Below are 23,562 nucleotides of genomic sequence, written 5' to 3'. Positions count from 1 at the left end.
TCATGACGGAAACCAAAACCCACAGCGCGCCTTGGCGCGACACCACGGCCCCACCGCAAGAGCGCGCCGACAGCCTCATCGCAGCCATGACCCTTCGGGAAAAGACCGCCCAGCTCTTCGGGGTGTGGGTGGGCGCCTCCACTGAAGGCGGCGAAGTGGCACCCCACCAAAATGAGATGAATCCTCCCGTCGACCTGGACGAAATCCTGCCGAACGGCCTTGGACAGCTCACCAGGCCGTTCGGCACAGCACCAGTGGACCCTGCCCTGGGCGCCTTGTCGCTCCAGCGGACCCAGCAGCGTATCGCCGGAGCCAACCGTTTCGGCATCCCTGCCCTGGTCCACGAAGAATGCCTCGCCGGCTTCGCCACCTGGCAGGCCACCGCCTATCCGGTCCCCCTTGCCTGGGGTGCCACCTTCAACCCGGAGATCATCCGTACCATGGGCGCCGCGATCGGCGCTGACATGCGCTCCGTAGGCGTGCACCAGGGCCTCGCCCCCGTCCTGGACGTCGTACGTGACGCCCGCTGGGGGCGGGTGGAGGAAACCATCGGCGAGGACCCCTATCTCATCGGAACCCTGGCCACCGCGTACATCCAGGGCCTGGAGAGCAGCGGCATCATCGCCACCCTCAAGCACTTCGTGGGCTATTCGGCGTCCAAGGCCGGCCGGAACCTCGCACCTGTTTCCGTTGGCGCCCGGGAGCAGGCGGACGTCCTGCTGCCGCCCTTCGAGATGGCCATCCGCGAGTCGGGCGTCCGCTCGGTCATGCACGCCTACACGGACATGGATGGCGTGCCCACGGCCGCCGATGCCTCCCTGCTCACCGGGCTTCTCCGCGATACGTGGGGCTTCAGCGGCACGGTAGTGGCCGACTACTTCGGGGTGGCCTTCCTCAAGAACCTCCACGGCGTCGCCGGATCCCTCGGTGAAGCGGCGGCCGCCGCGCTGGCGGCGGGCGTCGACGTCGAACTTCCCACCGTGCACGCTTTCGGCGAGCATCTCATTGCGGAGATAGAGGCCGGGCGCCTCCCCGCGAGCATGGTGGACCGTGCCCTGCACCGGGTCCTCGTGCAGAAAATTGAACTGGGCCTGCTTGATGAGGACTGGTCGGCGGTTCCGCCTGCCCTGGCGAACGCCGACCTGCTTGATACCGCCGGGCTGGAAGGCAGCCTCACGCTGGATACCGAGGCCAACCGGAAGCTCGCCGCCCTGATTGCCGAGCAGTCGATCGTCCTGGCCAGCAACAACGGCATCCTGCCGCTCGCGCACCCCGGCCGCATCGCCGTCGTCGGACCGAATGCGGACAACACGCAGGCGTTCCTTGGCTGCTACTCCTTCCCGGCGCACGTCGGCGGCCAGCATCCGGACGTCCCGGTTGGCATCGAACTGCCTACCGTGGCGCAGGCCCTGCGGGCCGAATTCCCGGACAGCACCGTTACCGTGGCAGCGGGCTGCTCGGTTGACGGCTCCTCCACCGAAGGGTTTGACGACGCCGTTGCTGCCGCCACCAACGCCGACGTCGTCATCGCCGTCCTCGGCGACCGCGCCGGACTGTTCGGCCGGGGAACCAGTGGCGAAGGCTGCGACGCGGAATCGCTGGTGCTCCCGGGCGTCCAGCAGCAACTGCTGGACCGGCTGATCGGAACCGGCGTTCCGGTAGTTGTCGTACTCCTCACCGGCCGCCCCTATGCCGTTGGCTCCGCCGTCGAGAATGCCGCAGCAATCGTCCAGGCGTTCTTCCCAGGCGAAGAAGGCGGCCCTGCCGTTGCAAAGGTCCTCAGCGGCCGGGTCAACCCAAGCGGGCGGCTTCCTGTCAGCATCCCCGCCCGGCCCGGGGCACAGCCCTCCACATACCTGGCATCCAAGCTGGCCCGGGCCAGCAGCGTCTCGAATATCGATCCGGCCGCGGCCTACCCGTTCGGCCATGGCCTCAGCTACACCACTTTCGAGTGGAGCACGCTAACCGTGGACGGACCCACCGCAGTGCCGGTGGACGGCGAAGTTAAGGCGAGTGTCACCGTCACCAACACCGGGGACAGGGCCGGAACAGAACTTGTCCAGCTGTACCTGTCTGACCCCGTGGCTTCAGTTGTCCGCCCGGAGCAGCGGCTCGTGGGCTATGCCCGCGTACCCCTGGAACCCGGAGCTTCCGCCCGCGTAGCCTTCACAGTCCCGGCCGACGTCGCGTCTTTCACCGGCCGGGACGGCCGGCGGATCGTCGAGCCCGGTGATCTCGAGCTCGGCTTCGGCGCCTCAAGCGGGGATATCCGCCTGCAGGCAACAGTCGCCCTCACCGGCGAAACACGCACCGTGGACCATACCCGCCGGCTGCACTGCGACGTCCAGGTTAAGCCGGGCAACTGATGTACGGCCGGGGTTTCCTGCCCGGGCGCCCCGGCCGTACACCTCACCTTGCAGCACCGGACCCAGCAGTCCACGAGCGAAAGGAAACCACATGGGCAACAGCCCGCATCTCCTGACGATTTCTGCCACTACCCGCTCCGAGGCGGACGAAAAGCTCAATGCTTCGGTCCGGCAGCTCCGCGACCTTGCCAGGGAATACCCTGGCATGGGGATCCTCGTGACAAAACGGGGCGCAGGGCACTTCACGGTCGAACTCACCGACCAGGTGCCCTATGGGCAGACACGGGAATCCGAGAACCACCTGGACACCGCCGGCTGAACCGCCCGAGCCATGCGGCAATCCCACACCATCAAAGCTTCCAACAAGTTAGGTTTGCCGCGTGACGGACACCCCGCAATCCCCAAACGCCAGCCCCCGGCCGGCGCGCAGCTTCAAATACGTCCTGATGCTGGGAGCCCTGGCAGCGCTTCCCGCAGTCACGACGGACATGTACCTGCCGTCCTTGCCAGCCGTCGTTGAGGATCTGGAAACCACCCAGGCCGCAGCCCAGCTGACGTTGTCCGGAACCCTCCTCGGCGGCGGCATAGGGCAACTTGTCATCGGCCCGTTCTCGGACCGGTTCGGGCGGCGGTTGCCCGTGGTCATCGGCATCTCCATGCACATCGTGATTTCGCTGCTGTGCTCCAACACGCCCAACATCGAGACACTCACTGGGCTGCGCGTCCTGCAAGGCTTCTTCAACGCCGCGGCCGCCGTGGTGGCCATCGCCGTCATCCGTGACCGGTTTGTAGGCTCAGCCGCCGCCCGCCTGCTCTCCCGCCTGATGCTGGTCATCGGCGTCGCTCCCCTTTTTGCCCCCACTGTTGGCCAGGCCGTCGCCGGGATCTGGCACTGGCGTGCCGTCTTCTACGTACTGGCGCTCATCGGCGTCGTCCTGGTGGCCATCGTGTTGAAGTTCATGCCCGAAACGCTGCCGGACGGCAGCCGCAGCCCTGGCCACCCCCGGCATGTCGCCGGCGCCTACTGGTCACTCCTGCGCGACAGACACTTTATGGCCCTGGCCGTCATACCGGGGCTCGGCCTTGCCCTGATCATGAGCTACGTGGTGGGTTCCCCCTTCGTTTTCCAAAACGAGTACGGCTTCACCGAGCAGCAGTTCGCCCTCGCCTTCGCGCTCAACGGTGCTGCGCTTGTCCTCTCGGCACAGCTGAATGCCATGCTGGTCCGGAAGTTCCCGCCCGTGCGCCTCCTGCGCACTGCCGTTCTTGTCCAACTGGCCCTTGCAATGATCCTCCTGGCCACGGTGGCCACGGGCGCCGGTGGAGCAGTGGGCCTTATGGCAGGGCTTTGGCTTGTATTGGGTGCACAGGGAATGATCCCGGCGAATGCCTCCGTGCTCGCCTTGCACAACTACGGGCATATGGCCGGGACCGCGGCCGCCGTTATCGGTGCCCTGCAGTCCGGCGTTGCCGGGCTTGTCAGTCCCCTGGTGGGACTGCTGGGTGGAACCGCGCTCTCAATGGTGGGCGTCATGATCGGCAGCTGTGTTGTGACAGTGCTTGTGCTTGCCGCCGGAACCCCTGCCTACCGCAGGGGCGGATGGCCGGACCACGCGGACCGCCCGGATGACGAGCGGGTCCCGGCCGAGGACTAGCGGTACACGCCCAGGCCCTTACTGCACCGTTGCGGTCAGCCGGGCAACGTTGTCCACGTAGCGCGCTGCAAAGGGACGGTTGCGCCACACGGGGAGCTTGAGCTCGTGCGAAATGTCCCGGTAGGTGTCCTCCACCGCCCGCATCTTGGTGACGATGTCCTCGCCGAGCAGCATCACGGACACCTCAAGGTTCAGTGAGAAGGAGCGCATGTCCATGTTGCTGGAGCCCAGGACAGCCACTTCGTCGTCGATGGTGAAGTGCTTGGCGTGGAGCACGAACGGGGCCTTGTAGAGGTAGATCCGGACGCCGGCCTCCAAGAGAGCCTCGTAGTAGGACTGCTGGGCGTGGTGGACCAGGAACTGGTCACCCTTCTCGGAGACGAAGAGTTCCACGTCCACGCCCCGCTGGGCTGCAGTGGTGATGGCGTATAGCAGCGAGTCGTCCGGCACGAAGTAGGGGCTGCAGATGGAGATTCGGTGCTGTGCGGAATAGATGAGCGTGTTGAACAGGCGCAGGTTGTTCTCGGTGATGAAGCCGGGGCCGCTGGGCACCACCTGCGCGGTGACGTTGCCCGGGTGGGGGTTCGCCGGCAGCTGCAGCTGATGCTCCAGCGACTCGTCGGTTTCACTCAGCCAATCCGTGGCGAAGACAACGTTCAGGGTGGTGACAATGGGGCCGCGCAGGCACGCCATCAGTTCCACCCATTCCCTTCCGGCCTTCCGGTGGCGGGGGTTGTTGTACGAGGGCTCGATCAGGTTCTGGGAGCCGGTGAACGCGATTTCGCCGTCGATCACCATGATTTTGCGGTGGTTCCGGAGGTCCGGCCGGCGCCACTGGCCGTGGATGGGCATGAGCGGGAGCATCCGCTTCCATTGGATCTTGCCCGCCCTGAGGCGCTTGAGGAGTTTCTTGTAGCCCTGGACCCGGAGGGTGCCGATGTGGTCGAAAAGCACGCGCACTTCCACGCCCCGTTCGGCCGCCTCCTCCAGGGCGGTGAGCAGGTCGTCGGTGATGTGGTCCGTGCTCATGATGTAAAACTCTGCGTTGACGAACTTCTTCGCCTTCCGCACTGCTTCCGTCATGGTGAGGATGGAGTCCGGGTATCCGGGGAGGAGGTCAACCGAGTTGCCGTCCACCATGGGCAGGGATCCCAGCCGGCGGTTGAGTTCCGCGGCGGAGGTGACCCATTCCGGGCCCGGGTAATGGCTTTCGACGTCGGCGAGGGACGAGATACCGGCACGTACCCTCTCGTTGACCTCCTGCTGCTGCTCCCGGCGGCGCTTTGACAACTGGAAGTTGCCGAACAGCAGGAACAGGATGATGCCCACAAACGGGACAAAGAAGATGCCCAGCAGCCACGCCATCGCAGTGGTGGGCCTCCGGTTTCCGGGGATGATCCCAACGGCGAGCACCCTGATGACCAGGTCGGCGACGCCGAGCACCACCACCACCCACATCGGTGCGGTGCCGGCAAGCGAAAATGGCCACAACAACGGAAAAACCCCCGGGCTCACGGGCTCCCGGCGGACGGATTCCGGCCGGGGCACTCAGCCCAGCTTATCGGCGTGGCGCCGCACTAAGCTGGAGCCATGACGTCACCTGCTTCCGTGGTTCTTGTTTTCCTTGATCCTGCTTTCCCGAACGGCCGGCTGGCCGACGCGTCCCAGCCGCAGCTGCTGGTCACGGACCAAGGTGCCACCCGCGGTGACGGGGCGTTCGAGACTATGCTCGCCGTCGGCGGCAACGTCCGGAAAATCCAGGCGCACCTGGACCGCCTGGACGGTTCCGGGGAAGCACTGGACCTCGCGATCCCGGGGCAGGACCAGTGGCGCCGGGCCATTGCCGCCGCCATTGCCGAACACCGTTCCCAGCACCCTCCTGTTTCGGGCGGCGATGATGAACTGGTGGTCAAGCTGGTGGTGACCCGCGGGGCTGAGGGCGCCGCTGCCCCCACCGCGTGGGTCCAGGTTTCGCCAGTGGGAACGGCCGCCCGCCGCCAGCGTGAGACCGGCATCGATGTCATCCTCCTTGACCGCGGCTATGACAGTGATGCCGCAGAGCGCGCCCCGTGGCTGCTGCTCGGCGCCAAGACCCTCTCCTATGCCGTCAACATGGCGGCGCTCCGCCACGCCCACAAGCAGGGCGCCGACGACGTCATTTTCATCTCCTCCGATGGCCGGGTCCTGGAGGGTCCCACGTCCACGGTGCTCCTTGCCCACGTGGACAAGTCCGACGGCGGCACAACAGTCAAGCGCCTCGTCACACCGCAGCTGGACAGCGGAATCCTGGCGGGGACTTCCCAGGGAGCGCTGTTCAGGGCCGCCAGGGAAGCAGGCTGGGAACTGGGGTACGGGCCGCTGGTGCCGCAGGACCTGCTGGACGCCGACGCCGTGTGGCTGATCTCCAGCGTGCGCCTGCTCGCGCCCGTCAACCGGATTGACGGGCAGGAGATCGGGACGCCGTCGCTCCAGAAGGAGCTGACCGCTGAGCTGAGTGAACTTTTCGCCGGCATTCAGTAAAGTGCTGTTCCCCCGGCCGGCCGGCCCGTAGGGTGTGGTTCATGGATTCACGCGCGCCGCAGCCAGATGACAACCTGACCTTCGACGAGTGCTGGGAACTCCTGGCCGCCGACACCCTGGGCCGCCTTGCCCTGGTGGTGGACGGCCATCCGGAGATTTTCCCCATCAACTACTTGGTTTACCGCCGCAGCATCACTTTCCGCACGTCCGGGGTGACCAAATTGTGGGGGGCCGCCCAGGAGCGCCCGGCCGCCCTGGAAATCGACGGCTACGATCCGCACACAGAGGAAGCTTGGAGCGTGGTGCTGCGCGGGGACACCGAAATCATGGAAGACCAGGCGGAAAAGGACGCCGTGGACGCGTTGGGGTTGGAGCCTTGGCAGCCCGGAGAGAAGAGCCACTACATCCGGATTTCCCCGCGGGCCCTGACCGGCCGCCGCTTCAGGGTGGCCCGTCCGGACATCTGGAACACCCGACTGCAGGACCGGCGGCGGGCCTCGTTCGAATAGCCCGCTTCGCTAAGACAGGTGGCATTGAAAGCGGTGTTCCAGCGAGTTAATCAAGACGCTTGCCGGATGCTTAGTCTACGCGTAGAGTCTACACTGTAGATGGGCGTCCATCCCGCGTGGGGTCCTCCTTTCTTGAAGGACCCAGTTCCACTCCATTGCCCCGTGCACGGCATGTGAGGTCTGTTGCTGTAGCCGAACGGCAGCGCCACCGCACTTAGCGAAGGGAAGCCGTCATGGCACATTCGCAGTTCGACATCTTTCTCCGTGAAGCTACCTACCTGGACCAAACCTCCGAACACAGCCTGGACCGTGACCGCCTGTACGGGCTTTACACCAGCTGGTGCTTCATCAATCAGCAGGCACTCAGTCCGGAGGACAGCTTCTGGGCTGGCATGCGCGACAGGATCAGCCCGGACCGCACCGGCCTCCAAATGAAGGGCCCCGCGGCCACGGACTACATCATGGCCAGTTACCCGGGCCTGGTCTAGGAGAACCAGGCCCAGGACACAAGGGCGGCGTGTACCGAGGGCAAGGGCCAGCGGTTCCCGCCGCTTTTTTATGTCTCGAACAGCCGCCGGTGCCCGGTGCCAGCTCCTACGTAGGAATGATCCGGAAAAGGAACTTCGTCCGGACCATCACCCACAGCAGCCCCAGCACCGCGGCGTAGGCAGCCGTGTTCAGCAGGACGTTCTCCTGCTGCAGGGCCGGGATGTTCGCCACCACGGCAATCAGCACCACGTGCATGATGAACACGTACAGCGTCGCGCGGCCCAGCGGAATCAGGAACCAGCCCAAAGCCCGCTGCACCGGCTTCCAGTACGCGGTGAGGAATGCGTAGGCAGCGACCACCAGGACCAGGACGTTGAGGAGCCGGCCGGGTGCCAGGTAGGTCCGTGCAAAGAGGGCGTCGTAGACCGTCCGGTACAGGGTGTCCGGGACAATGGCCAGCCGGACGTCGAAGCCGTTGGCAAGATAGGGGTTCCCCCAGGACAGGAAAGCCAGCAGGAACGCGAGCGCCGTGCAGGCGGCCACCACCCATGTCCGCGCCGAAAGCCAGTCGACAATACTGCGCCGGTGGAATCCGGCCACCAGGCCGAGCACGAACAGCACCTGCCACACGAGCAGCGGGAACGAGTCCTCGAACTGCGACGGCAGGAGCCGGAAGCGCGTGGCGGCGCCGACGGCGTAGACCGCCAGGGTGCCGGCCAGCACCCACACGGCCTTGCCCCGGTTGAGGGCGGCAAGAATAAAGGGGCTGGCCAGCAGCAGCACCACGTACAGCCCCATCACGTTGAACTGCCACGGACCGAACTGCAGCAGCAGGACGGCGGGGAGGACCTGGGCCGGCACCGGGAACTGGAAGAGTTGCTCCATTCCTGCATAAAGGTCGTAGGTGCGCCCGGCGCCGTCGTGCCCTGCCCCGCCGGTCCCCTGGTCCACGAAGGTGGTTAGCGCGTCGATGCGGAAAACCGGCAGCAGCGAAGCCAGGAAGACGCCCACGAGGACTATCAGTGCAGTCAGGTAGAGCTTGCCGGCGCGTCGGGACGTCAGGTCCACGACGGTTCCAAAATCGTCTTTCACCCGGGGCCCGTAGACCATGCCCACCACTAGACCGGAGAAGAGGACAAACAGTTCGGCACCCGAAACGAAGCCCACCGCCTCCTGGGTCAGGAGCTGGAACAGGGACGTCATGCCCAGGTGGTTGACCACGACAAACACGATGGCCAGTCCGCGCAGCAGGTCCACGCGCGAATCCCTGCCGGACGGGTCCGTGTAACCCCAAGCTGTTGCGGCGTGAACGCGCCGCGGAATCTGCCAGAGGGCCACCAGGAGGATGACGAGTGCGGCCCATACTGTCCAGGCGGCAGCCCCGGCCAGCGTGTTTGCCCGGACATAGTCGCTGCCGCCGGTGGACACCTCCGTGACGGGACCGGTCACCAAGGGCGAGGCCTCCAGCCGGTCCAGCGCCGCCCGGGCGATCTCCGGGCTGCCGGTCAGGAGCCAGTCGATGCTGGCCACGCCGGTGTCCCTGGTGCTGGTGCGCTCGTCCCAGACCACCGCGGACGTCCTGCCAAACTCTGCCGACGTGGCAGTGCCCACCACCTGGTCCCACCAGCCGGTCTTGATCTCAGCCTCGGACGCGCCGCCGGACGCGGGGCTGTAGAAGGCGGCGGTCTGCAGCAGGAACGGCTTGGCCCGCTCCTCGGCATAGGTGGCGTAGAAGTTTTCGCCGCCCGAGGCCGTCAGCATGTCCTCCAGCTCACCGGCGCGCGGAACGGTATTGACTGCGGCGCCACCGGCGGTATCGTCATGGAAAGCCGTCAGGCCAACCCAGTCCACGGCATCATCACCCGGATAGTACGGTTCGTAGGCGCTGTCAGACCCGTTCCAGGCACCGTCGCCGTTGGTATCCAGCAAGGCGAAACCGTCGCTTCCGCGGGCCGGCGCGTTCCGGTTCCGGTCAAAGGGGTAGTCCTTGCCCAGGTACGGCTCCCAGACCATAACCGTCCGGCCGTTGCCGGAATCCCCAAATGCCGCGGAGACAGCCTGGAACGCCTTCCGGTATTCGGCCGGCTGCTGGCCCCACTCCACCCAGGAGGCGTTCATGTCCGGGGCAAACCGCACCAGCACCTGCCCATGGAACTGCGCGGTAAGCCGTCTGATTTCCCCGGCGAATGACTCGGCTGCCGTGGCGTCTATCTGCTCCAGCGGCACCGTGGGCTTGACCGTGAGCATGGCGTGGGCGCCCTGGAGCGAGGACTGTTCAAGGAATCCCTTGATGTCGTTCTGCTCGGAGGAACGGTAGGGAAAAGCGATGTCGTGTCCATAGACAGCCGGTGACGCTCCCAGCCGCTCGGCAAACCCTGCAGCGGTGTCCTCGCCCCATTCCAGGACGACGCCGAGCAGCGGCTTGCCCGCGTCCGGTGCGGGTTCGGCTGCCCGGGCCGCCCCCGCCGGCAGGACCGCAGTCACATACGCAACAGCAAGTACGGCAAGGAACGCCCAGGCCACGCGAAGACGGGGGGCCAGGGCCGGACGGGGGCGGCGGCAGGGCGTGGCTGTTCGCATGTTCAAGGGACCCCCAGTGCTGATCTTTCACGGCGGGGCGCTGCCCCCCAAGAACTGTATCGGGCCGTCGCGCCGGGATGGGAAAGAAAGACCCGCCCACCTGCGGTGATACCGCCGTCGGCCGTTCACCGGTGACGGCACCGCCTCGCCGCCTTCGGCAGCGTTTCCGCTTCAGTTACGCAACATGACGACGACGGCGATGCGGCCGCCGGTGCCAGATGTTACGTTTTTGGGGAGTAATGAGTACCGGCGCCAAGCCCTGACTGGCCGGTCGGCAACCCTCCTTCCGCGGCGGGGTGCCTCAGGTGAATACTCGGCATATCGACCGATTCGAGCTGCAAGCGTGAGAGAAGGAGATCCGTCGTGTCCGACGCCCCCGAAGAAAAGTTGTCCTACCGCCTCATCAGCGGCCCGGACAACCGTGAATTCTGTGAGCGGATCTCAACCGCACTCGCCGAAGGCTACGTCCTGCACGGAAGCCCGGCGGCAGCCTTCAACGGCACCAGCGTCATCGTGGCCCAGGCCGTGGTCCTGCCGGCCGCCATCGCATCGGCGGACGCCGCCGTCGCCACCGCTGTTGACGACCTGGAAGCAGCCAGCGAGGACCTCGAGTTCGACGGCGAGGGCCACGCATGAGCTACGCGGGAGACCTGACGCCGGAGGAAGCCTGGGCCAAGCTTGAGCAGGGCGCCATCCTGGTGGACGTGCGCACCGAGGGCGAATGGGCGCACATCGGCATTCCGGACACCAAGGCCACGGACAACGATCCACTGTTCATCCAGTGGACATTCCCCGGCGGCATTCCCAACCCGGATTTCCTGAAGGACCTGAGCCAGCAGGCGCCGGAGGATTCCAACACGGAGCTGGTGTTCATCTGCCGCTCCGGCCAGCGCTCCATCTCCGCCGCCATCGCCGCGACGCAGGCCGGCTTCACCTCCTACAACGTCCTGGAGGGGTTCGAAGGCGACCCGGACCGCTACGGCGAACGGACCGTCAATGGCTGGAAGAACCGCGGCCTGCCGACCAACCTGGGAAAGAACTAAGTGACCTTCAATAATGACGCCGCCGGCTGGAGCCCCGACACCCAGGCCGTCCGCGGCGGGCTGGACCGCACCAACTTCCAGGAAACGTCCGAAGCGGTGTTCCTGAACTCGGGTTTCGTCTACGAATCCGCCGCTGCTGCGGAACGCGCCTTCACCGGCGAGGATGAGCGCTTCGTCTACTCCCGGTACGGCAACCCCTCCGTGGCGACCTTCCAGGAGCGGCTCCGGCTGCTCGAAGGAACGGAGGCGTGCTTTGCCACCGCGTCCGGCATGTCCGCCGTGTTCACCGCCCTGGGCGCCCTGCTCGCTGCCGGGGACCGCGTGGTGGCCGCCCGTTCGCTCTTTGGTTCCTGCTTCGTCATCCTCAACGAAATCCTGCCGCGGTGGGGCGTGGAGACCGTCTTTGTGGACGGTCCGGACCTGGAGCAGTGGCGCGCCGCCCTGTCCCAGCCCACAACCGCCGTCTTCTTCGAGTCTCCGTCCAACCCGATGCAGGAGATCGTGGACATCGCCGCGGTCAGCGAACTTGCGCACGCTGCCGGGGCCACCGTCGTCGTCGACAACGTCTTTGCCACTCCCCTGCTCCAACGCTGCGGCCAGCTGGGCGCGGACGTCATCGTCTACTCCGGCACCAAGCACATTGACGGCCAGGGCCGGGTGATGGGCGGTGCCATCCTGGGCACCAAGGAGTACATCGAGGGTCCGGTCAAGCAGCTGATGCGCCACACCGGCCCGTCGCTTTCGCCGTTCAACGCGTGGGTGTTGACCAAAGGCCTGGAGACCATGGCGCTGCGTGTCAACCACTCCTCCACAACAGCCCTCCGGCTCGCCGAATGGCTGGAGCAGCAGCCTGCCGTGAGCTGGGTGAAGTACCCGCTGCTGAAGTCGCACCCGCAGTACGAACTTGCTGCCAGGCAGATGCGCGCCGGCGGCACGGTGCTCACCCTGGAGCTCGCTCCGTCCGGCGGCCGCTCGGGCAAGGAAGCCGCTTTCGCCCTGCTGGACGGGCTGCGGATCATCGATATCTCCAACAACCTGGGCGATTCGAAATCCCTGATTACGCACCCAGCCACCACCACGCACCGTGCGATGGGGCCGGAGGGACGGGCTGCCATCGGCCTCAGCGACGGCGTGGTGCGCCTGTCCGTTGGGCTCGAGGACGCCGACGACCTGATCCGCGACCTCGAACAGGCGCTGAAGCAGATCTAGCTTTCTCCCGGCGAAGCATTGTCCGGCTGGAGCTCCAGCCGGACGTCCACGCTATCGCCCGCCTTGATGCGCGCCTTTTCCCGTACAGCTTTCTTGACGGGAAGCAGGTACGACCCCATTTTGTTGTCCGGAAAGATGGACGTCAGCCAGCGGTGGCCGCTAATTTCCACCGCGACCTTGACCGAGCCGAAGGCCTTGTTGCCGGCCTCGCTTTGCTCTGCAATGTCGTCCGCCACGTCCGGCGGCAGGGTGAGGAAGTGCCAGCCCGCTTCGCCGGGATAGAGCCAAAGCTCGGCATGAAAAGAGTACGACGGCGCCACGCGCCGAGTATGGCACGTGGCCTTCCCTAACGCCACGGTTACCAACTGGCTAGGCCTGCCGCACCCGCAGCAGGTCGGGAACGGCGTCGACTTCCGAGAGGTCCAAGTCGCCGCGCATGGTGACGTTCACGGCATGCCGCACGACGGCGCCGAAGCCCATGTCCTTGGTCGATGGCCCCGACAGCAACCGGTCACGGACCCGGCGCTGCTCGGCTGCCCCTGTGCCGCGGGCGATGATCGCTTCCACGCCTTGCCGCGCCAGGTCGAGCTCACCCTGTTCCTCCAGCACCGGCGCGAGGTACTCCACCAGGGAACGCACAACCTCGGGCGCGGGGGCTGGCCGGAAGCTTCCAAAGTCCAGCAGCTCCCCTCCGAGGCCCCCGCTGCTGGCCTGCCAGGAAGCCATCCTCAGCAGGACAGTCGGTACCGGTACAGGTTCCACGCCTTCCCGCCACTCCCGGCTGGCGGTCTCCACGAGGGCACGGACCAGGACCGCGAGGAGGGCCGCATCCTCGGCCCGCAGGCAGACGTCGGCCACCCGCACCTCCACGGTGGGATGGTTGCGGGACAGCCGGGCGTCGAAATAGATCATCCCTTCGTCCAGCATCACGCCCGTGTCCAGCAGCCTGGTGACCAGCCGACGGTAGGCCGCGTAGGTGCCGTAGATGCCCGCCGGCCCCGCCGTCGGCCATCGGTTCCACGCCTGGGTCCGGTAGCTTTCAAAACCGGTCTCCAGCCCGTTCCAGAACGGCGAGTTGGCGCTGAGCGCCGTCAGCACGGCCAGTTTGTCGCGGATGCGGTCGAGCACCGCCACGCCTTCTTCGGGTGATTCCACAAAGGTGTGGACATGGAAGCCGCACGTCAGCTGCTCCTGGGCGGTCAGCCCGAAGCGTTCCAGCATCCTGGCGTAGCGCGGATCAGGAGTGGTGTGGCTGTTCAGGCCCAGCGGCGAGGTGGCCAGCGCGGCGACGCGGGCGTTGTGTTTCTTCGCGGCCTGGTCTGCGAGCAACCGTCCGGCCCTGATCTGGTCCAACAGGCTGCCGGATTCAAGGCAGGGCCGGGTCTGGGTCTCAATCTGCTCAAGCTTCAGTTCGGCACTCAGGCCCGTCTCGTCGTCGTCATAGACCGTTTTGTCCTCGGTCACAAGCGCATGCGGATCCTGGGCGGAATCGTCGGCAGCCACCCGGCGGCCGGACAGCAGCGCGTCGGCCAGCGCCAGCGGCTCCCCGGTCTCCGGATCAACAATCAGGAGCTCTTCCTCCACGCCGAATGTACGCATATTGACATTCTGCGGCAGCGGGAACGTATTTGAAGCGGCCCTGCCGTTCATGACGAAGCGTTAATGCTCAGTCCTGGAAGTACTCCACCTTGGCGCCGATGGTGTTCAGCCGCTCCGCCAGGTCCTCATACCCGCGCTCGATGACGTAGATGTTCCGCAGTTCGGACACCCCGCGGGCCGCGAGCATGGCCAGCAGCAGGCACGCTGCCGGCCGCAGTGCCGGCGGGCACCCGACTTCGGCCGCGCGCCACTTGGTGGGCCCGTTGACATAGATGCGGTGCGGATCCAACAGCTGCACCTGGGCCCCCAGCCGGTTCAGCTCCGTCAGGTAGATGGCACGGTTTTCGTAGACCCAGTCGTGGATCATGGTCTGGCCTGTGGCATTGGCTGCTATCACGGCGAAGAACGGCAGATTGTCGATGTTGAGGCCGGGGAACGGCATGGGGTGGATTTTGTCTTCGGGTGCGTGCAGCTCCGACGGCTTGGTGGTGACGTCCACCAGGCGGGTCCGGCCGTTGCGCGCCATGTACTCGCCGGAAATTTCCAGCTGCTGCCCCATCTGGCCCAGCGTGGCAAGCTCAATCTCCATGAACTCGATGGGCACGCGGCGGACGGTGACCTCGGAATTTGTGACGATCCCGGCGGTGATGAGGCTCATGGCCTCAATGGGGTCCTCCGACGGGAAGTACTCGATGTCCGCATTGATAACGGGCTTGCCCGTGATGCTGAGGGTAGTGGTTCCCACGCCGTCGATGGTCACGCCAAGCATCTGCAGGTAGAAGCAGAGGTCCTGGACCATGTAGTTGGGGCTGGCGTTGCGGATGACCGTGGTTCCCTCGCGGTGCGCGGCGGCCATGATTGCATTTTCGGTGACGGTATCGCCGCGCTCGGTGAGGACGAAGGAACGGTCCCGGGCATCCGGCGGCGGTGCCTGGATGGCGTAGAAGCCCGCCGTGGCCTCCACCGAAAGCCCGAACTGGCGCAGGGCCTGCATGTGCGGCTCAACCGTGCGGGTCCCCAGATCGCAACCCCCGGCATACGGAAGCCGGTATTCCTCCGTCTCATCCAGCAGCGGACCCAGCAGCATGATCACACTGCGGGTCCGGCGCGCGGCATCCACGTCCATTGCCTCAAGGTCCAGGACGGCCGGCCGGCGGAGCCGCAGGTCGGTATCGTTCAGCCACGTGCACTCCACACCGATGCTGGTTAGGACCTCCACGATCCGGTTGACTTCCTCAATCCTGGCCAGGCGGCGGAGCACGGTGGTGCCGCGGTTGATCAGGCTGGCGCAGAGCAGGGCGACGCCGGCGTTCTTGCTGCTGTTCACGTCGACGGCGCCGGAGAGGGTCCGCCCGCCCTCCACGCGCAGGTGCGTCATCTGCGGCTTGCCCACGTTGACGATGCTCCGGTCGAAGATGCTTTCCAGGCGCTGGATCATCTTCAGGCTCAGGTTTTGCTTTCCCTGCTCCATCCGGGCCACTGCGCTCTGGCTGGTTCCCAGCTCGGCAGCCAACTGGCCCTGGGTCCAGCCCTTCTCGGTCCGGGCATCCCTCAGCATGGCGGCAACGTGCTCAGTGGTTTCCTGCGTCATGCCAGAAATATATCATAAATGAGTTATTCGGCGTCATCACGGCCGCATAACGGCCCTCCCAGACGACCCATACCCGCTTTATGCGATAGAGACCTTGCTGGAACACCCTCCGTTCTTGAGCATCAGCTGCTTGTTCCGCCGGCACCCCGGCGGGAGACTGGAAGTGCACGTCCCTTCCCCGACACCAAGGAAAGGCGCAATGCTCCGGCACCATGCCCGCCCGTTCCCGTTCAGGCTTGCCTGGCTGCTGGCGGCAGCCGTACTGCTGGCCGTAGCGGGTCCTGCTTCCGCGGCGCCCTCCCCGGGCGAGGGCGGCCAGTCCCTGCTCGGCAACGACGTGTCATGGCCGCAGTGCAACAAGGAGCTGCCGAGGGGGCAGGCTTTCGGGATCGTCGGCGTCAACAACGGACTGGCGAACACCACCAACCCCTGCCTGGACGAACAACTTGAGTGGGCAGCCGCTTCCCCCGGCCTGCCCGGCCAGCCGGCGGTTTCGCTGTACGTCAATACCGCGAATCCGGGAAGCTCCGGCTCCTGGTGGCCCGCCAACAACGAGTACCCCATCGGGCGGCAGGTCCACAACCCCTACGGCCCCTGCAGGGAGGGGGACTACGGCAAAGCCTGCGCCTACATGTACGGCTGGGCGAAGGCCTACGACGACGCCTACGTCCGGGGAATCACTAATCCCGCCGGCTATGTCTGGTGGCTCGACGTGGAGACCGAAAACAGCTGGTCCGGCGACAAGGACGCCAACCGCGCCGTCCTGGAGGGCATGACGGACTTCTTCCACAGCATCAACGTCAAGGGAGTGGGTATCTACTCCACGTCCCTGCAGTGGGGCCGGATCGTTGGCAACGTCAGCAGCACCAGCAACCTGTACCGATTGCCGAGCTGGCTGGCCGGCGCCCGCAACGCATACCGGGCGGCCGGCGCGTGCCTAAACGCACCGCTCACGGGCGGGGGCACCGTGGTCCTGACCCAGTTCGTGGCGCGGGGCTTCGACTACAACCATGCGTGCACGCAGGAACCCTAGCTTCCCAGCCACACCATGTTCCAGGTACCGGCAGACACGGCCGCCACCACTGCGAGTCCCGCCATGAGCAGGCCGCCCGCCAGCACCCACGCATCCAGCGCACTGTAGGTTGAGGCGCGGGCCCAGGTTCGGGTCCCGCCGCCAAATCCACGCGCTTCCATGGTGACTGCCAGCCTCGACGCCCGCCGGATGGCCTGAACCAGGAGGCCGAAGCTTTGCCCCAGGGTGGCTTTCGCCCGCTGCAGCACGTTGCCGCGCGACCCCACACCGCGCGCGCGCCGTGCCATGCCAATGGTTTGCCACTCCTCCGCCAGCAGGCCCACCAGGCGCATGGCGGCCAGGGTGCCCAGCACGAACCGGTGCGGCAGGCGGGCCTTCTGGGCCAGCGCGTCCGCGAGATCGGTGGGATCGGTGCAGCTCATCAGCAGCACCGCCGGCAGCGCAATCGCGAGCCCGCGGAGCATGAACCCGAGCCCCGTCTCCAGGGACCCTTCGCTCATGGTCCAGATGCCGACGTCGATCAGCGTCCTTCCGCTGTCCGGCGCGAGGATTGAGGTGCTCCAACCGCCCACGGCGGCGGCGAGGATCAGCGGCCATCCACGCTGCCAGAGCAGCGTGAACGTGAGCCCGGCAAGCGGGAACAGCAGGACCTCGAAGGCCAGCGCCACCGAAGCGGACACCCAGTCGATGGAAAGCGCCAGGACCACGGTGATCAGGAGGACGGCGGCCAGCTTGCTGAGCGGATTGGCGCGGGTCAGCAGGGCGTTGTTGCCGCGCAGGTGCAGTTCCTGCCTCACAGGGCCACCTTTTCCGCCGCGGCCAACTTCAGCTCGGTTCCGCCCAGGGCGGCGGTGAACTCGGCGTCGTGGGTCACGGACACCACGGCGGTGCCGGAGTCCAGGAGCTCGGAGAGGAAGGACGCCAGCTCAGCCCAGGTGTTGGCGTCCTGGCCGAATGTGGGCTCATCCAGTACCAGGACCTGCGGGCTGGCCGCCAGGACGGTTGCCACCGAGAGCCGCCGCTTCTCCCCGCCCGAGAGGGTGTAGGGATTGGCATCCACCAGCGGGGTGAGCCTCAGCCGCTCCAGCAGCTCGTCAACGCGGTCCTCGCCGTGGCCCAGATGGCGCGGGCCAAACAGCAGCTCATCACTCACCCTGCCGGTGACAAACTGGTGTTCCGGCTCCTGGAACACCGTGCCTATCCGCTCAATCAGTTGCTCTGCCTTCCACCTGAAGGGGTCGATTCCCGCGCCCCGGCTCAGGCGGGTTGTTGCGGAGATCTTGCCCGCAACGGGCTCCAGCAGCCCCGCGAGGGTCAGTGCAAAGGTGGACTTACCGGCACCGTTGGGCCCGGTGATGGCAAGCGCCTGCCCGGCCCGTACCCGCGCGGTGATGTCCTCCTGCACCGGAAGCGGCTGGATTTTCCGGAATCCGCTGCGGCGCGGGCGTTCCCGGGACACAGCCACTTTCTCGGCGGCCAGCATCAGGTCTCCCGCGCCTGGGCCGGTGCCGGCTGCGCGGGGACGGGTGGCCGGCACGTAGCCGGGCACCCACACCCCGGCGGCGGCCAGCATGGTGCGGGCCTCGTCCAGGACCCGGTCCGGCGGACCGTCCAGGAGGACGCCAGGATCGGCGGCCGAGCCCGGCTGCAGGACCACGATCCGGTCCACCAGGTCCTTCCACACCGACACCCGGTGCTCCACCACCACCAGCGTGGCACCGGTTTTATCCAGGCAGCGCGCCACGGCGTCACGGACCTCCAGCACACCGGCCGGATCAAGGTTGGCGGTGGGCTCGTCCAGCAGGATCAGCCCGGGCTGCATCGCCAGGATGCCTGCCAGCGCAAGCCGCTGTTTCTGCCCGCCGGACAGCGCCGACGTCGGATGGTCCAGCGGCAGGTGGGACAGCCCGACGTCGGCGAGCGCCTCGTGCACTCGGGTCCAGATGGCGTCGCGGGGGACGGCGAGGTTCTCGGCGCCGAACGCGACGTCGTCCCCGACCCTGGAGAGGACCACCTGGGTTTCGGGGTCCTGCTGCATCAGTCCAGCACGTCCGCGCTGCCCCCGGGGGGACCCGCCGTCGACGAGCAGTGAACCTGACTCGTCGGAGTCGCCGGCCTCGCCGTCGTCGTTCACATCGCCCAGGACCCCGGCGAGGGCGTGCAGCAGCGTGGACTTGCCGGCGCCCGAGGCCCCGAGCAGCAGGACGCGCTCCCCCGGTGAGATGTCCAGGTCAAGGGCGTGGACGGCGGGCCTGGCGCGCCCGGCATGCCGCCAGCCCCAGCCACGCGCCGTGACTGCGGCCGGCCGCACCGCCCCGGCCGTGCCGTGGTGGGTAGGTGCCTGCATCAGGAGAAGACGGGCTCCGTTGCCGCCTTGCGGGAAGCGAAGGAGCTCAGGACCCCGGTCCTGGCCAGGCCGCGGGTGGCGATCCAGGACAGGGCACCGGCGATGACCGCGCCGGAAATCGCGGTGAAGATGATGTAGGCAAGCTTGTCACCGCCGGAGTACGCGATGTTCCAGCCCCACGGCGCGAAGGAATCGTTCAGGCCGCAGAACAGGCCCGCGGCAGCACCGGCCAGCAGCGACACCGGCAGGTTGAACTTCTTGTAAACGAAGATCGCGAAGATAATTTCGGCGCCCAGGCCCTGGACCAAGCCTGAGAACAGCACGGAGGCGCCGTACTGCGAGCCCATCAGGAGCTCACCGGTGGCTGCCACGGTCTCGCAGAACAGCGCCGCGCCGGGCTTGCGGATGATCAGCATGCCCAGCACTGCCGGGATCATCCAGCCGCCGGCGATCAGGCCGGTCAGGGGCGGGTAGACCGCGTTCATGGGCGCGGAGACCGCGGCCGCGCCCTGGGACCAGGCCCAGAAAATCACGCCGCCGGCGATGGCGATCAGGGCCGCCACCACGATGTCCACGACGCGCCAGGACTTGCTGGTGGTCTTCTTGATTGCTGCAGTGCTCATGAAAAAAATCCTCCTGGGAAACAGGAGGGGAAAGCACGGCACGCGGCTACTGCCGTTGCCGGACTTCGAGAACTCGACTCCCTTGCGCCGGTACTAACCGGATCAGGTTCGAGGGTCTGCGGCTGTCCGCACTCTCAGCGCCCACCTGCGGTCCCCGGCCATGCGGGCCCGACGGCGGCGCTCCCCTGTCGTTAAGTGTTGCTTGCTTGAATAATGCATTGGATTGCCCTGTTGGGCGTGGTCCAGTTTACACCGGGAGAGGGGTAGATTGTGGGCCATGACTGCCAATCCGCCGCATATGACTGAGTTCGATCCGGACTCCGATTCCGCCCAGCCGGAGGGATCCCTGCAGGTCCTCATCGGCCGCGTCGAGGGTGAGATCCATGAACTCCAGTTTCCGGGCTTCTCCATGGATGATGCGCTCAACCTTGGCCTCCTCCTGGTGGAGCTGGGCAAGGAGCGCGGCCTGCCCATCGCTATCGACATCACCAAGGGCGAACAGGTCCTCTTCCATGTGGCATTGCCGGGCGCCACGCCGGACAACGAACACTGGATCCGCGCGAAGCAACGGACAGCTGCACGGTACGAAGTGCCTTCCCTGCTGGTGGGGCTGCGCGGGCGGCTGCGCGGAGGCAGGATCGAGGACGAGGGCTGGTTCGACCAGACCCGCTACGCGGCACATGGCGGGTCTTTCCCTGTCTATGTGACGGGCGTGGGTGCGGTGGCCACCGTCACCGTGTCCGGGCTGCCGCAGGTGCAGGATCACGACCTGGTGGTGGAGGCCATGCGTGAGGTGTTGCGGTCCACCGGGGCTGACGGGGCACCATGACCGGCACTCCCGCTGACAATCCCGTCCGGGCGGCGGTGGACAAGGCCGAAGACGAGATGATCTTCATCGGCCCGGACCATCCCTACTATCCCCTGCTGGCCGAGCTGGTGTCCGCCGTCGGCAAGGCCTGGCAGCAGGGGTATGAGCAGGGCCGCAGCGGCGGGCACTACCCGAACCCCTACACTTGGACCGGGCTGGCCTGACGGGTTTCCAGCTGCCGGCGGGGAAACAAAGCCTGCTTAGCTTTTATTAGTAATCATGCTTACTATGTTGTTTCCACCGCGTACGAGGAGTCCAGGACATGGCAGTCAGCACCCGCCCACCGGGCGTCCGAACCGCGCTGCAGTGGTCCACGCTGGCTGTTGCCGGCATTTTCCTGTTCGCCGGCATCCTTGGATTCGTTCCGGGCATCACCAGCAACTACGGCTCCCTGGACTTCGCCGGCCCCGGTTCAAAGGCCCTGTTGCTGGGTACGTTCCAAGTGTCCGTCCTCCACAATTTTGTCCACCTCCTCTTCGGCGCCGCCGGAGTGTTCATGGCACGCACCCACCGGCAGGCCCGGAACTTCCTCATATACGGCGGCGTCATCTACTTGGTCCTCTGGCTGTACGGACTGCTCATCGGGGACGACACCCCCGCGAACTTCATCCCGGAAAACTATGCGGACAACTGGCTGCACCTCATTTTGGGGCTGGCCATGATCACGCTTGCGGTCCTCCTCTCCCCGCGGGCCACGCCGGCGGACAGCCGGAAATCCTGACCACACCCACCGGCCGCCAGCGCAGACGGCACGGTCACAACCCGAGACCTAGGAGCAACCCATGCGAATCCCGGAACCCCGAGGCCCCATCAGCAGCACGCTGTTCAACGTCCTTGCAGGCGCGCCTGGAGGCTCCGCCGAATCACTGGCCGGGCTGCGGGAGCTCGCCTCGAACCGGCTGGCCGAAACCGTGGACATCATTGGCGACGACGATGCCCAGCTTGCCCTTTTCTGCCTGTACGAGCTGCACTACTCCGGGCTGGACGGCGTCACGGACCACTGGGAATGGGATGCCGGGCTGATCCAGGTCCGGCAGATCCTGGAAAAGCCTTTCGAAGCGGCCCTTCGGGCGGCGGCCGGCGAGGCTGCCGGAGAGCTGGAACTTCCGGGGGAGCTCACCAGCGACGCGGTGGCGGATGTGCTGTTCGGCCTGGCCGGCAGGGACACCGGCCCCAGCGTCTCCCGCTATGTGGCCAAGAAGGCCAGCCTGGACCAGCTCAAGGAGTTCCTGATCCACAAGTCCGTGTACCAGCTGAAGGAGGCGGATCCGCACACCTGGGCGATCCCCCGCCTCAGCGGCCGGGCGAAGGCTGCCTTGGTGGAAATCCAGGCCGACGAGTACGGCGGCGGCCGCCCGGACCGAATGCACAGTGCCCTGTTCGCCCGCACCATGCGGGGCCTGGGGATGGACGACTCCTACGGCGCGTACGTTGACGCCGTCCCGGCGGTTTCCCTGGCGGCCGTCAACCTGATGTCCCTGTGCGGGCTGAACCGGCGGCTCCGCGGCGCCATCACCGGACACCTGGCCATCTACGAGATGACGTCTTCGCAGCCCAACCGCTTTTACGGCAACGGCTTCCGCCGGCACGGCTTCGACGCCAGCGTCACCCACTACTTCGACGAACATGTGGAAGCCGATGCTGTCCACGAGCAGATCGCGGGCCGCGACCTTGCCGGCGGGCTGGTGGAAGCCGAGCCGGAGCTGCTGGACGACGTCCTGTTTGGGGCAACGGCAGCCATGGCCATCGACAGCAGGCTGTCCGCCCACCTTCTTGACTCCTGGGAAGGCGGCCGCTCCTCGCTCAGGGCGGCAGTACCGGCGGCAGCGTGACCTCCCCGGCCAGCGGAGAATCCGCCGCACGGCTCCCCGCGGAGTACATCCTTCCCCTGCGCTGGACAGACGACACCGGACTCGCCGACCTGGTGGACTACCTGCAGCGCCTGGTGGCCTGGATCCCGGTCACGGTGGTGGATGGCTCCGGCCAGGACCTGTTTGCGCACCACCGGGAGCAGTTTCCGCCGCAGGTGCGCCACATCCGCCCTGCGGGCTGGACGGAGTCGGGCAGCGGCACGCCGCAGGGTAACGGGAAGGTCGCGGGCGTCGTCACGGGCGTGCGCGCCGCCAGCGCAGAACTGCTGGTAGTAGCCGACGACGACGTCCGCTACACGCGCGGGTCCCTCGCCGCCGTCGTTGACCACCTCGGGTCGGCGGACGTGGTGCGACCGCAGAACTACTTTGACCCGCTGCCCTGGCATGCCTTGTGGGATACTTCCCGGTCACTCATTAACCGGGCATGGGCCGCGGACTTTCCCGGAACACTCGGGCTGCGCCGCAGTGCCCTCCTGGCCACGGACGGCTATGAGCCCGTCCTGTTCGAAAACCTGGAGCTGATCCGCACCGTCGAGGCCGCCGGCGGACGAGAGCGGATCGTTCCGGGCCTTTACATCGCCCGCAGGCCGCCCAAAGCCAGGCACTTCCTCAAGCAGCGCCTCCGCCAGGCCTACGACGATTTTGCCCAGCCCCGGCGCCTGGCCGCGGAACTCGCCCTGCTTCCGGCCATCATCGGGGCAGCCACCCTCCCCCGGCGGGCACGCACCGCGGTGTTTGCGGGACTGGCGGCCGCGGCGGTGGCCACAGCCGAGACCGGACGCCGGCGCCACGGCGGTACGGCCGTGTTTCCCTTGCCCGCGGTGTGCTTCGCGCCGCTGTGGGCGACGGAGCGGGCCGTTAGCATCTGGGGCGCCCTCGCGCTCCGGCTCATGGGAGGCGTCCCCTATGCCGGTGCCAGGATCCGCACGGCCGCCCATTCGAAAGCCGATCTCCAGCGCCGGCATCACGGGAAGCTGCAGGCCTTCCGGCAACAAGCGACGGCACCAACCCTGAAGGAGCAGCAATGAACCAGGACCAGCCCGATAGCTCCATCGTGGTATGCCCGGACGGGCCACTCATCGTCCGGGGGGATTTCGAGATCGTCACGCCCTCAGGCGAGCCGGTCCCGCGCGAACGGAAAACGGTGGCCCTGTGCCGGTGCGGGGCTTCGGCCATCAAGCCGTACTGCGACGGCACCCACAAGATGATCAAGTTCCGGACCGAGCCACGTGATTGACTCCTAGGCTGCGCAACACAAG

Annotated in this window: 24 protein-coding genes and 2 riboswitches; of the genes, 16 read left to right on the top strand and 8 right to left on the bottom strand. The window is 66.7% G+C overall.

The annotated features are described in order from the left end of the window. The first annotated feature begins 2 nt into the window (after positions 1-2). The 3 genes from AC5RU7_RS16005 to AC5RU7_RS15995 all read left to right on the top strand — a co-directional run bounded on the left by AC5RU7_RS16005 (position 3) and on the right by AC5RU7_RS15995 (position 4,021). Positions 3-2,366, top strand: coding sequence for a beta-xylosidase/alpha-l-arabinosidase (locus AC5RU7_RS16005; protein ID WP_494053063.1), 2,364 nt, complete (start codon positions 3-5; stop codon positions 2,364-2,366). Between the two features lie 91 nt (positions 2,367-2,457). Further along, entirely contained in the window at positions 2,458-2,685 is a 228-nt protein-coding gene (locus AC5RU7_RS16000) for a hypothetical protein (protein WP_494053062.1), read from the top strand. Between the two features lie 61 nt (positions 2,686-2,746). Next, positions 2,747-4,021 (top strand): multidrug effflux MFS transporter, encoded by a 1,275-nt coding sequence (locus AC5RU7_RS15995; protein WP_494053061.1) that lies wholly within the window; start codon positions 2,747-2,749, stop codon positions 4,019-4,021. Between the two features lie 18 nt (positions 4,022-4,039). Here AC5RU7_RS15995 and cls read toward each other — a convergent pair whose 3' ends face one another. Continuing rightward, positions 4,040-5,479: a cardiolipin synthase gene (gene cls / locus AC5RU7_RS15990; protein WP_494053094.1), complete on the bottom strand. Its 1,440-nt coding sequence runs from the start codon at positions 5,477-5,479 to the stop codon at positions 4,040-4,042. A gap of 132 nt (positions 5,480-5,611) precedes the next feature. On the opposite strand from cls, the gene AC5RU7_RS15985 reads away from it, so the two are divergent. The 3 genes from AC5RU7_RS15985 (at position 5,612) to AC5RU7_RS15975 (ending at position 7,538) form a co-directional block, all read left to right on the top strand. After that, positions 5,612-6,541: an aminodeoxychorismate lyase gene (locus AC5RU7_RS15985; RefSeq protein WP_494053060.1), complete on the top strand. Its 930-nt coding sequence runs from the start codon at positions 5,612-5,614 to the stop codon at positions 6,539-6,541. A gap of 41 nt (positions 6,542-6,582) precedes the next feature. Beyond that, positions 6,583-7,050: a pyridoxamine 5'-phosphate oxidase family protein gene (locus AC5RU7_RS15980; RefSeq protein WP_494053059.1), complete on the top strand. Its 468-nt coding sequence runs from the start codon at positions 6,583-6,585 to the stop codon at positions 7,048-7,050. Between the two features lie 233 nt (positions 7,051-7,283). Continuing rightward, the gene (locus tag AC5RU7_RS15975) at positions 7,284-7,538 is read left to right on the top strand and encodes a hypothetical protein (protein ID WP_494053058.1); all 255 of its coding nucleotides are present in this window, start codon (positions 7,284-7,286) and stop codon (positions 7,536-7,538) included. Positions 7,539-7,644: 106 nt separating this feature from the next. Here AC5RU7_RS15975 and opgC read toward each other — a convergent pair whose 3' ends face one another. Then, a complete protein-coding gene (gene opgC, locus AC5RU7_RS15970; protein WP_494053057.1) occupies positions 7,645-10,119 on the bottom strand; it encodes an OpgC domain-containing protein in 2,475 nt (824 codons plus the stop codon). Between the two features lie 235 nt (positions 10,120-10,354). Next, positions 10,355-10,469, top strand: a riboswitch (SAM riboswitch). 13 nt (positions 10,470-10,482) lie between these two features. Between opgC and AC5RU7_RS15965 the strand changes: the two genes are divergently transcribed. Genes AC5RU7_RS15965 through AC5RU7_RS15955 form a run of 3 tightly spaced genes read left to right on the top strand, consistent with a single transcriptional unit; the run spans position 10,483 to position 12,371 of the window. Continuing rightward, complete coding sequence (locus AC5RU7_RS15965; RefSeq protein ID WP_494053056.1) at positions 10,483-10,755, top strand: DUF1737 domain-containing protein; 273 nt, start codon at positions 10,483-10,485, stop codon at positions 10,753-10,755. Beyond that, on the top strand, positions 10,752-11,162 hold the full coding sequence (locus AC5RU7_RS15960) for a rhodanese-like domain-containing protein (protein ID WP_479772852.1): 411 nt from the start codon (positions 10,752-10,754) through the stop codon (positions 11,160-11,162). The genes AC5RU7_RS15965 and AC5RU7_RS15960 overlap by 4 nt, the downstream gene beginning before the upstream one ends. Then, complete coding sequence (locus AC5RU7_RS15955) at positions 11,163-12,371, top strand: O-succinylhomoserine sulfhydrylase (protein ID WP_494053055.1); 1,209 nt, start codon at positions 11,163-11,165, stop codon at positions 12,369-12,371. Here the strand turns inward: AC5RU7_RS15955 and AC5RU7_RS15950 are convergent. The 3 genes from AC5RU7_RS15950 to AC5RU7_RS15940 form a co-directional block, all read right to left on the bottom strand. Beyond that, complete coding sequence (locus AC5RU7_RS15950; protein WP_494053054.1) at positions 12,368-12,691, bottom strand: DUF1905 domain-containing protein; 324 nt, start codon at positions 12,689-12,691, stop codon at positions 12,368-12,370. The two genes, AC5RU7_RS15955 and AC5RU7_RS15950, sit on opposite strands and share 4 nt — an antisense overlap. 49 nt (positions 12,692-12,740) lie before the next feature. Next, the gene (locus AC5RU7_RS15945; protein ID WP_494053053.1) at positions 12,741-13,970 is read right to left on the bottom strand and encodes a glutamate--cysteine ligase 2; all 1,230 of its coding nucleotides are present in this window, start codon (positions 13,968-13,970) and stop codon (positions 12,741-12,743) included. A gap of 67 nt (positions 13,971-14,037) precedes the next feature. Then, the gene (locus tag AC5RU7_RS15940) at positions 14,038-15,561 is read right to left on the bottom strand and encodes a UDP-N-acetylglucosamine 1-carboxyvinyltransferase (RefSeq protein ID WP_494053052.1); all 1,524 of its coding nucleotides are present in this window, start codon (positions 15,559-15,561) and stop codon (positions 14,038-14,040) included. Positions 15,562-15,760: 199 nt separating this feature from the next. Between AC5RU7_RS15940 and AC5RU7_RS15935 the strand changes: the two genes are divergently transcribed. Continuing rightward, complete coding sequence (locus AC5RU7_RS15935; protein ID WP_494053051.1) at positions 15,761-16,594, top strand: glycoside hydrolase family 25 domain-containing protein; 834 nt, start codon at positions 15,761-15,763, stop codon at positions 16,592-16,594. Here AC5RU7_RS15935 and AC5RU7_RS15930 read toward each other — a convergent pair. From AC5RU7_RS15930 to AC5RU7_RS15920, 3 genes are read right to left on the bottom strand one after another with little or no spacing between them, the layout of a single operon-like run. Next, positions 16,591-17,391: an energy-coupling factor transporter transmembrane component T family protein gene (locus AC5RU7_RS15930; protein ID WP_494053050.1), complete on the bottom strand. Its 801-nt coding sequence runs from the start codon at positions 17,389-17,391 to the stop codon at positions 16,591-16,593. The genes AC5RU7_RS15935 and AC5RU7_RS15930 overlap by 4 nt on opposite strands. After that, positions 17,388-18,941 carry an ABC transporter ATP-binding protein gene (locus AC5RU7_RS15925; protein ID WP_494053049.1) on the bottom strand — a complete coding sequence of 518 codons (1,554 nt, stop codon included), beginning with the start codon at positions 18,939-18,941 and terminating at the stop codon, positions 17,388-17,390. Before AC5RU7_RS15925 ends, AC5RU7_RS15930 begins: the two co-directional genes overlap by 4 nt. After that, entirely contained in the window at positions 18,941-19,564 is a 624-nt protein-coding gene (locus tag AC5RU7_RS15920) for an ECF transporter S component (RefSeq protein ID WP_494053048.1), read from the bottom strand. The genes AC5RU7_RS15925 and AC5RU7_RS15920 overlap by 1 nt, the downstream gene beginning before the upstream one ends. Before the next feature lie 61 nt (positions 19,565-19,625). Next, a riboswitch (TPP riboswitch) is annotated at positions 19,626-19,761 on the bottom strand. A gap of 80 nt (positions 19,762-19,841) precedes the next feature. On the opposite strand from AC5RU7_RS15920, the gene AC5RU7_RS15915 reads away from it, so the two are divergent. From AC5RU7_RS15915 to AC5RU7_RS15890, 6 genes are all read left to right on the top strand, one after another. Then, positions 19,842-20,393, top strand: coding sequence for a heme-degrading domain-containing protein (locus AC5RU7_RS15915; RefSeq protein ID WP_494053047.1), 552 nt, complete (start codon positions 19,842-19,844; stop codon positions 20,391-20,393). Further along, on the top strand, positions 20,390-20,596 hold the full coding sequence (locus tag AC5RU7_RS15910; RefSeq protein WP_494053046.1) for a hypothetical protein: 207 nt from the start codon (positions 20,390-20,392) through the stop codon (positions 20,594-20,596). Before AC5RU7_RS15915 ends, AC5RU7_RS15910 begins: the two co-directional genes overlap by 4 nt. Before the next feature lie 98 nt (positions 20,597-20,694). Further along, a complete protein-coding gene (locus tag AC5RU7_RS15905; RefSeq protein WP_494053045.1) occupies positions 20,695-21,153 on the top strand; it encodes a DUF4383 domain-containing protein in 459 nt (152 codons plus the stop codon). A 61-nt stretch (positions 21,154-21,214) separates the two neighbouring features. Beyond that, positions 21,215-22,264 (top strand): iron-containing redox enzyme family protein, encoded by a 1,050-nt coding sequence (locus AC5RU7_RS15900; RefSeq protein WP_494053044.1) that lies wholly within the window; start codon positions 21,215-21,217, stop codon positions 22,262-22,264. Further along, entirely contained in the window at positions 22,261-23,331 is a 1,071-nt protein-coding gene (locus tag AC5RU7_RS15895) for a glycosyltransferase family 2 protein (RefSeq protein ID WP_494053043.1), read from the top strand. The genes AC5RU7_RS15900 and AC5RU7_RS15895 overlap by 4 nt, the downstream gene beginning before the upstream one ends. Beyond that, a complete protein-coding gene (locus AC5RU7_RS15890) occupies positions 23,328-23,540 on the top strand; it encodes a CDGSH iron-sulfur domain-containing protein (protein ID WP_494009865.1) in 213 nt (70 codons plus the stop codon). Before AC5RU7_RS15895 ends, AC5RU7_RS15890 begins: the two co-directional genes overlap by 4 nt. The last annotated feature ends 22 nt before the right edge of the window (positions 23,541-23,562 follow it).

This window comes from Arthrobacter sp. K410C (assembly GCF_059090105.1).
Note: the sequence above shows the minus strand (reverse complement) of the source record. Positions and strands in the feature narration are given on the sequence as shown.

Coding starts and splice junctions, on each gene's coding strand:
- AC5RU7_RS16005 (WP_494053063.1), top strand. CDS start 3: ATGACGGAAACCAAAACCCACAGCGCGCCTTGGCGCGACACCACGGCC.
- AC5RU7_RS16000 (WP_494053062.1), top strand. CDS start 2,458: ATGGGCAACAGCCCGCATCTCCTGACGATTTCTGCCACTACCCGCTCC.
- cls (WP_494053094.1), bottom strand. CDS start 5,479: ATGTGGGTGGTGGTGGTGCTCGGCGTCGCCGACCTGGTCATCAGGGTG.
- AC5RU7_RS15985 (WP_494053060.1), top strand. CDS start 5,612: ATGACGTCACCTGCTTCCGTGGTTCTTGTTTTCCTTGATCCTGCTTTC.
- AC5RU7_RS15980 (WP_494053059.1), top strand. CDS start 6,583: ATGGATTCACGCGCGCCGCAGCCAGATGACAACCTGACCTTCGACGAG.
- AC5RU7_RS15975 (WP_494053058.1), top strand. CDS start 7,284: ATGGCACATTCGCAGTTCGACATCTTTCTCCGTGAAGCTACCTACCTG.
- opgC (WP_494053057.1), bottom strand. CDS start 10,119: ATGCGAACAGCCACGCCCTGCCGCCGCCCCCGTCCGGCCCTGGCCCCC.
- AC5RU7_RS15960 (WP_479772852.1), top strand. CDS start 10,752: ATGAGCTACGCGGGAGACCTGACGCCGGAGGAAGCCTGGGCCAAGCTT.
- AC5RU7_RS15945 (WP_494053053.1), bottom strand. CDS start 13,970: ATGCGTACATTCGGCGTGGAGGAAGAGCTCCTGATTGTTGATCCGGAG.
- AC5RU7_RS15940 (WP_494053052.1), bottom strand. CDS start 15,561: ATGACGCAGGAAACCACTGAGCACGTTGCCGCCATGCTGAGGGATGCC.
- AC5RU7_RS15935 (WP_494053051.1), top strand. CDS start 15,761: ATGCTCCGGCACCATGCCCGCCCGTTCCCGTTCAGGCTTGCCTGGCTG.
- AC5RU7_RS15925 (WP_494053049.1), bottom strand. CDS start 18,941: ATGCAGGCACCTACCCACCACGGCACGGCCGGGGCGGTGCGGCCGGCC.
- AC5RU7_RS15920 (WP_494053048.1), bottom strand. CDS start 19,564: ATGAGCACTGCAGCAATCAAGAAGACCACCAGCAAGTCCTGGCGCGTC.
- AC5RU7_RS15915 (WP_494053047.1), top strand. CDS start 19,842: ATGACTGCCAATCCGCCGCATATGACTGAGTTCGATCCGGACTCCGAT.
- AC5RU7_RS15910 (WP_494053046.1), top strand. CDS start 20,390: ATGACCGGCACTCCCGCTGACAATCCCGTCCGGGCGGCGGTGGACAAG.
- AC5RU7_RS15905 (WP_494053045.1), top strand. CDS start 20,695: ATGGCAGTCAGCACCCGCCCACCGGGCGTCCGAACCGCGCTGCAGTGG.
- AC5RU7_RS15900 (WP_494053044.1), top strand. CDS start 21,215: ATGCGAATCCCGGAACCCCGAGGCCCCATCAGCAGCACGCTGTTCAAC.
- AC5RU7_RS15890 (WP_494009865.1), top strand. CDS start 23,328: ATGAACCAGGACCAGCCCGATAGCTCCATCGTGGTATGCCCGGACGGG.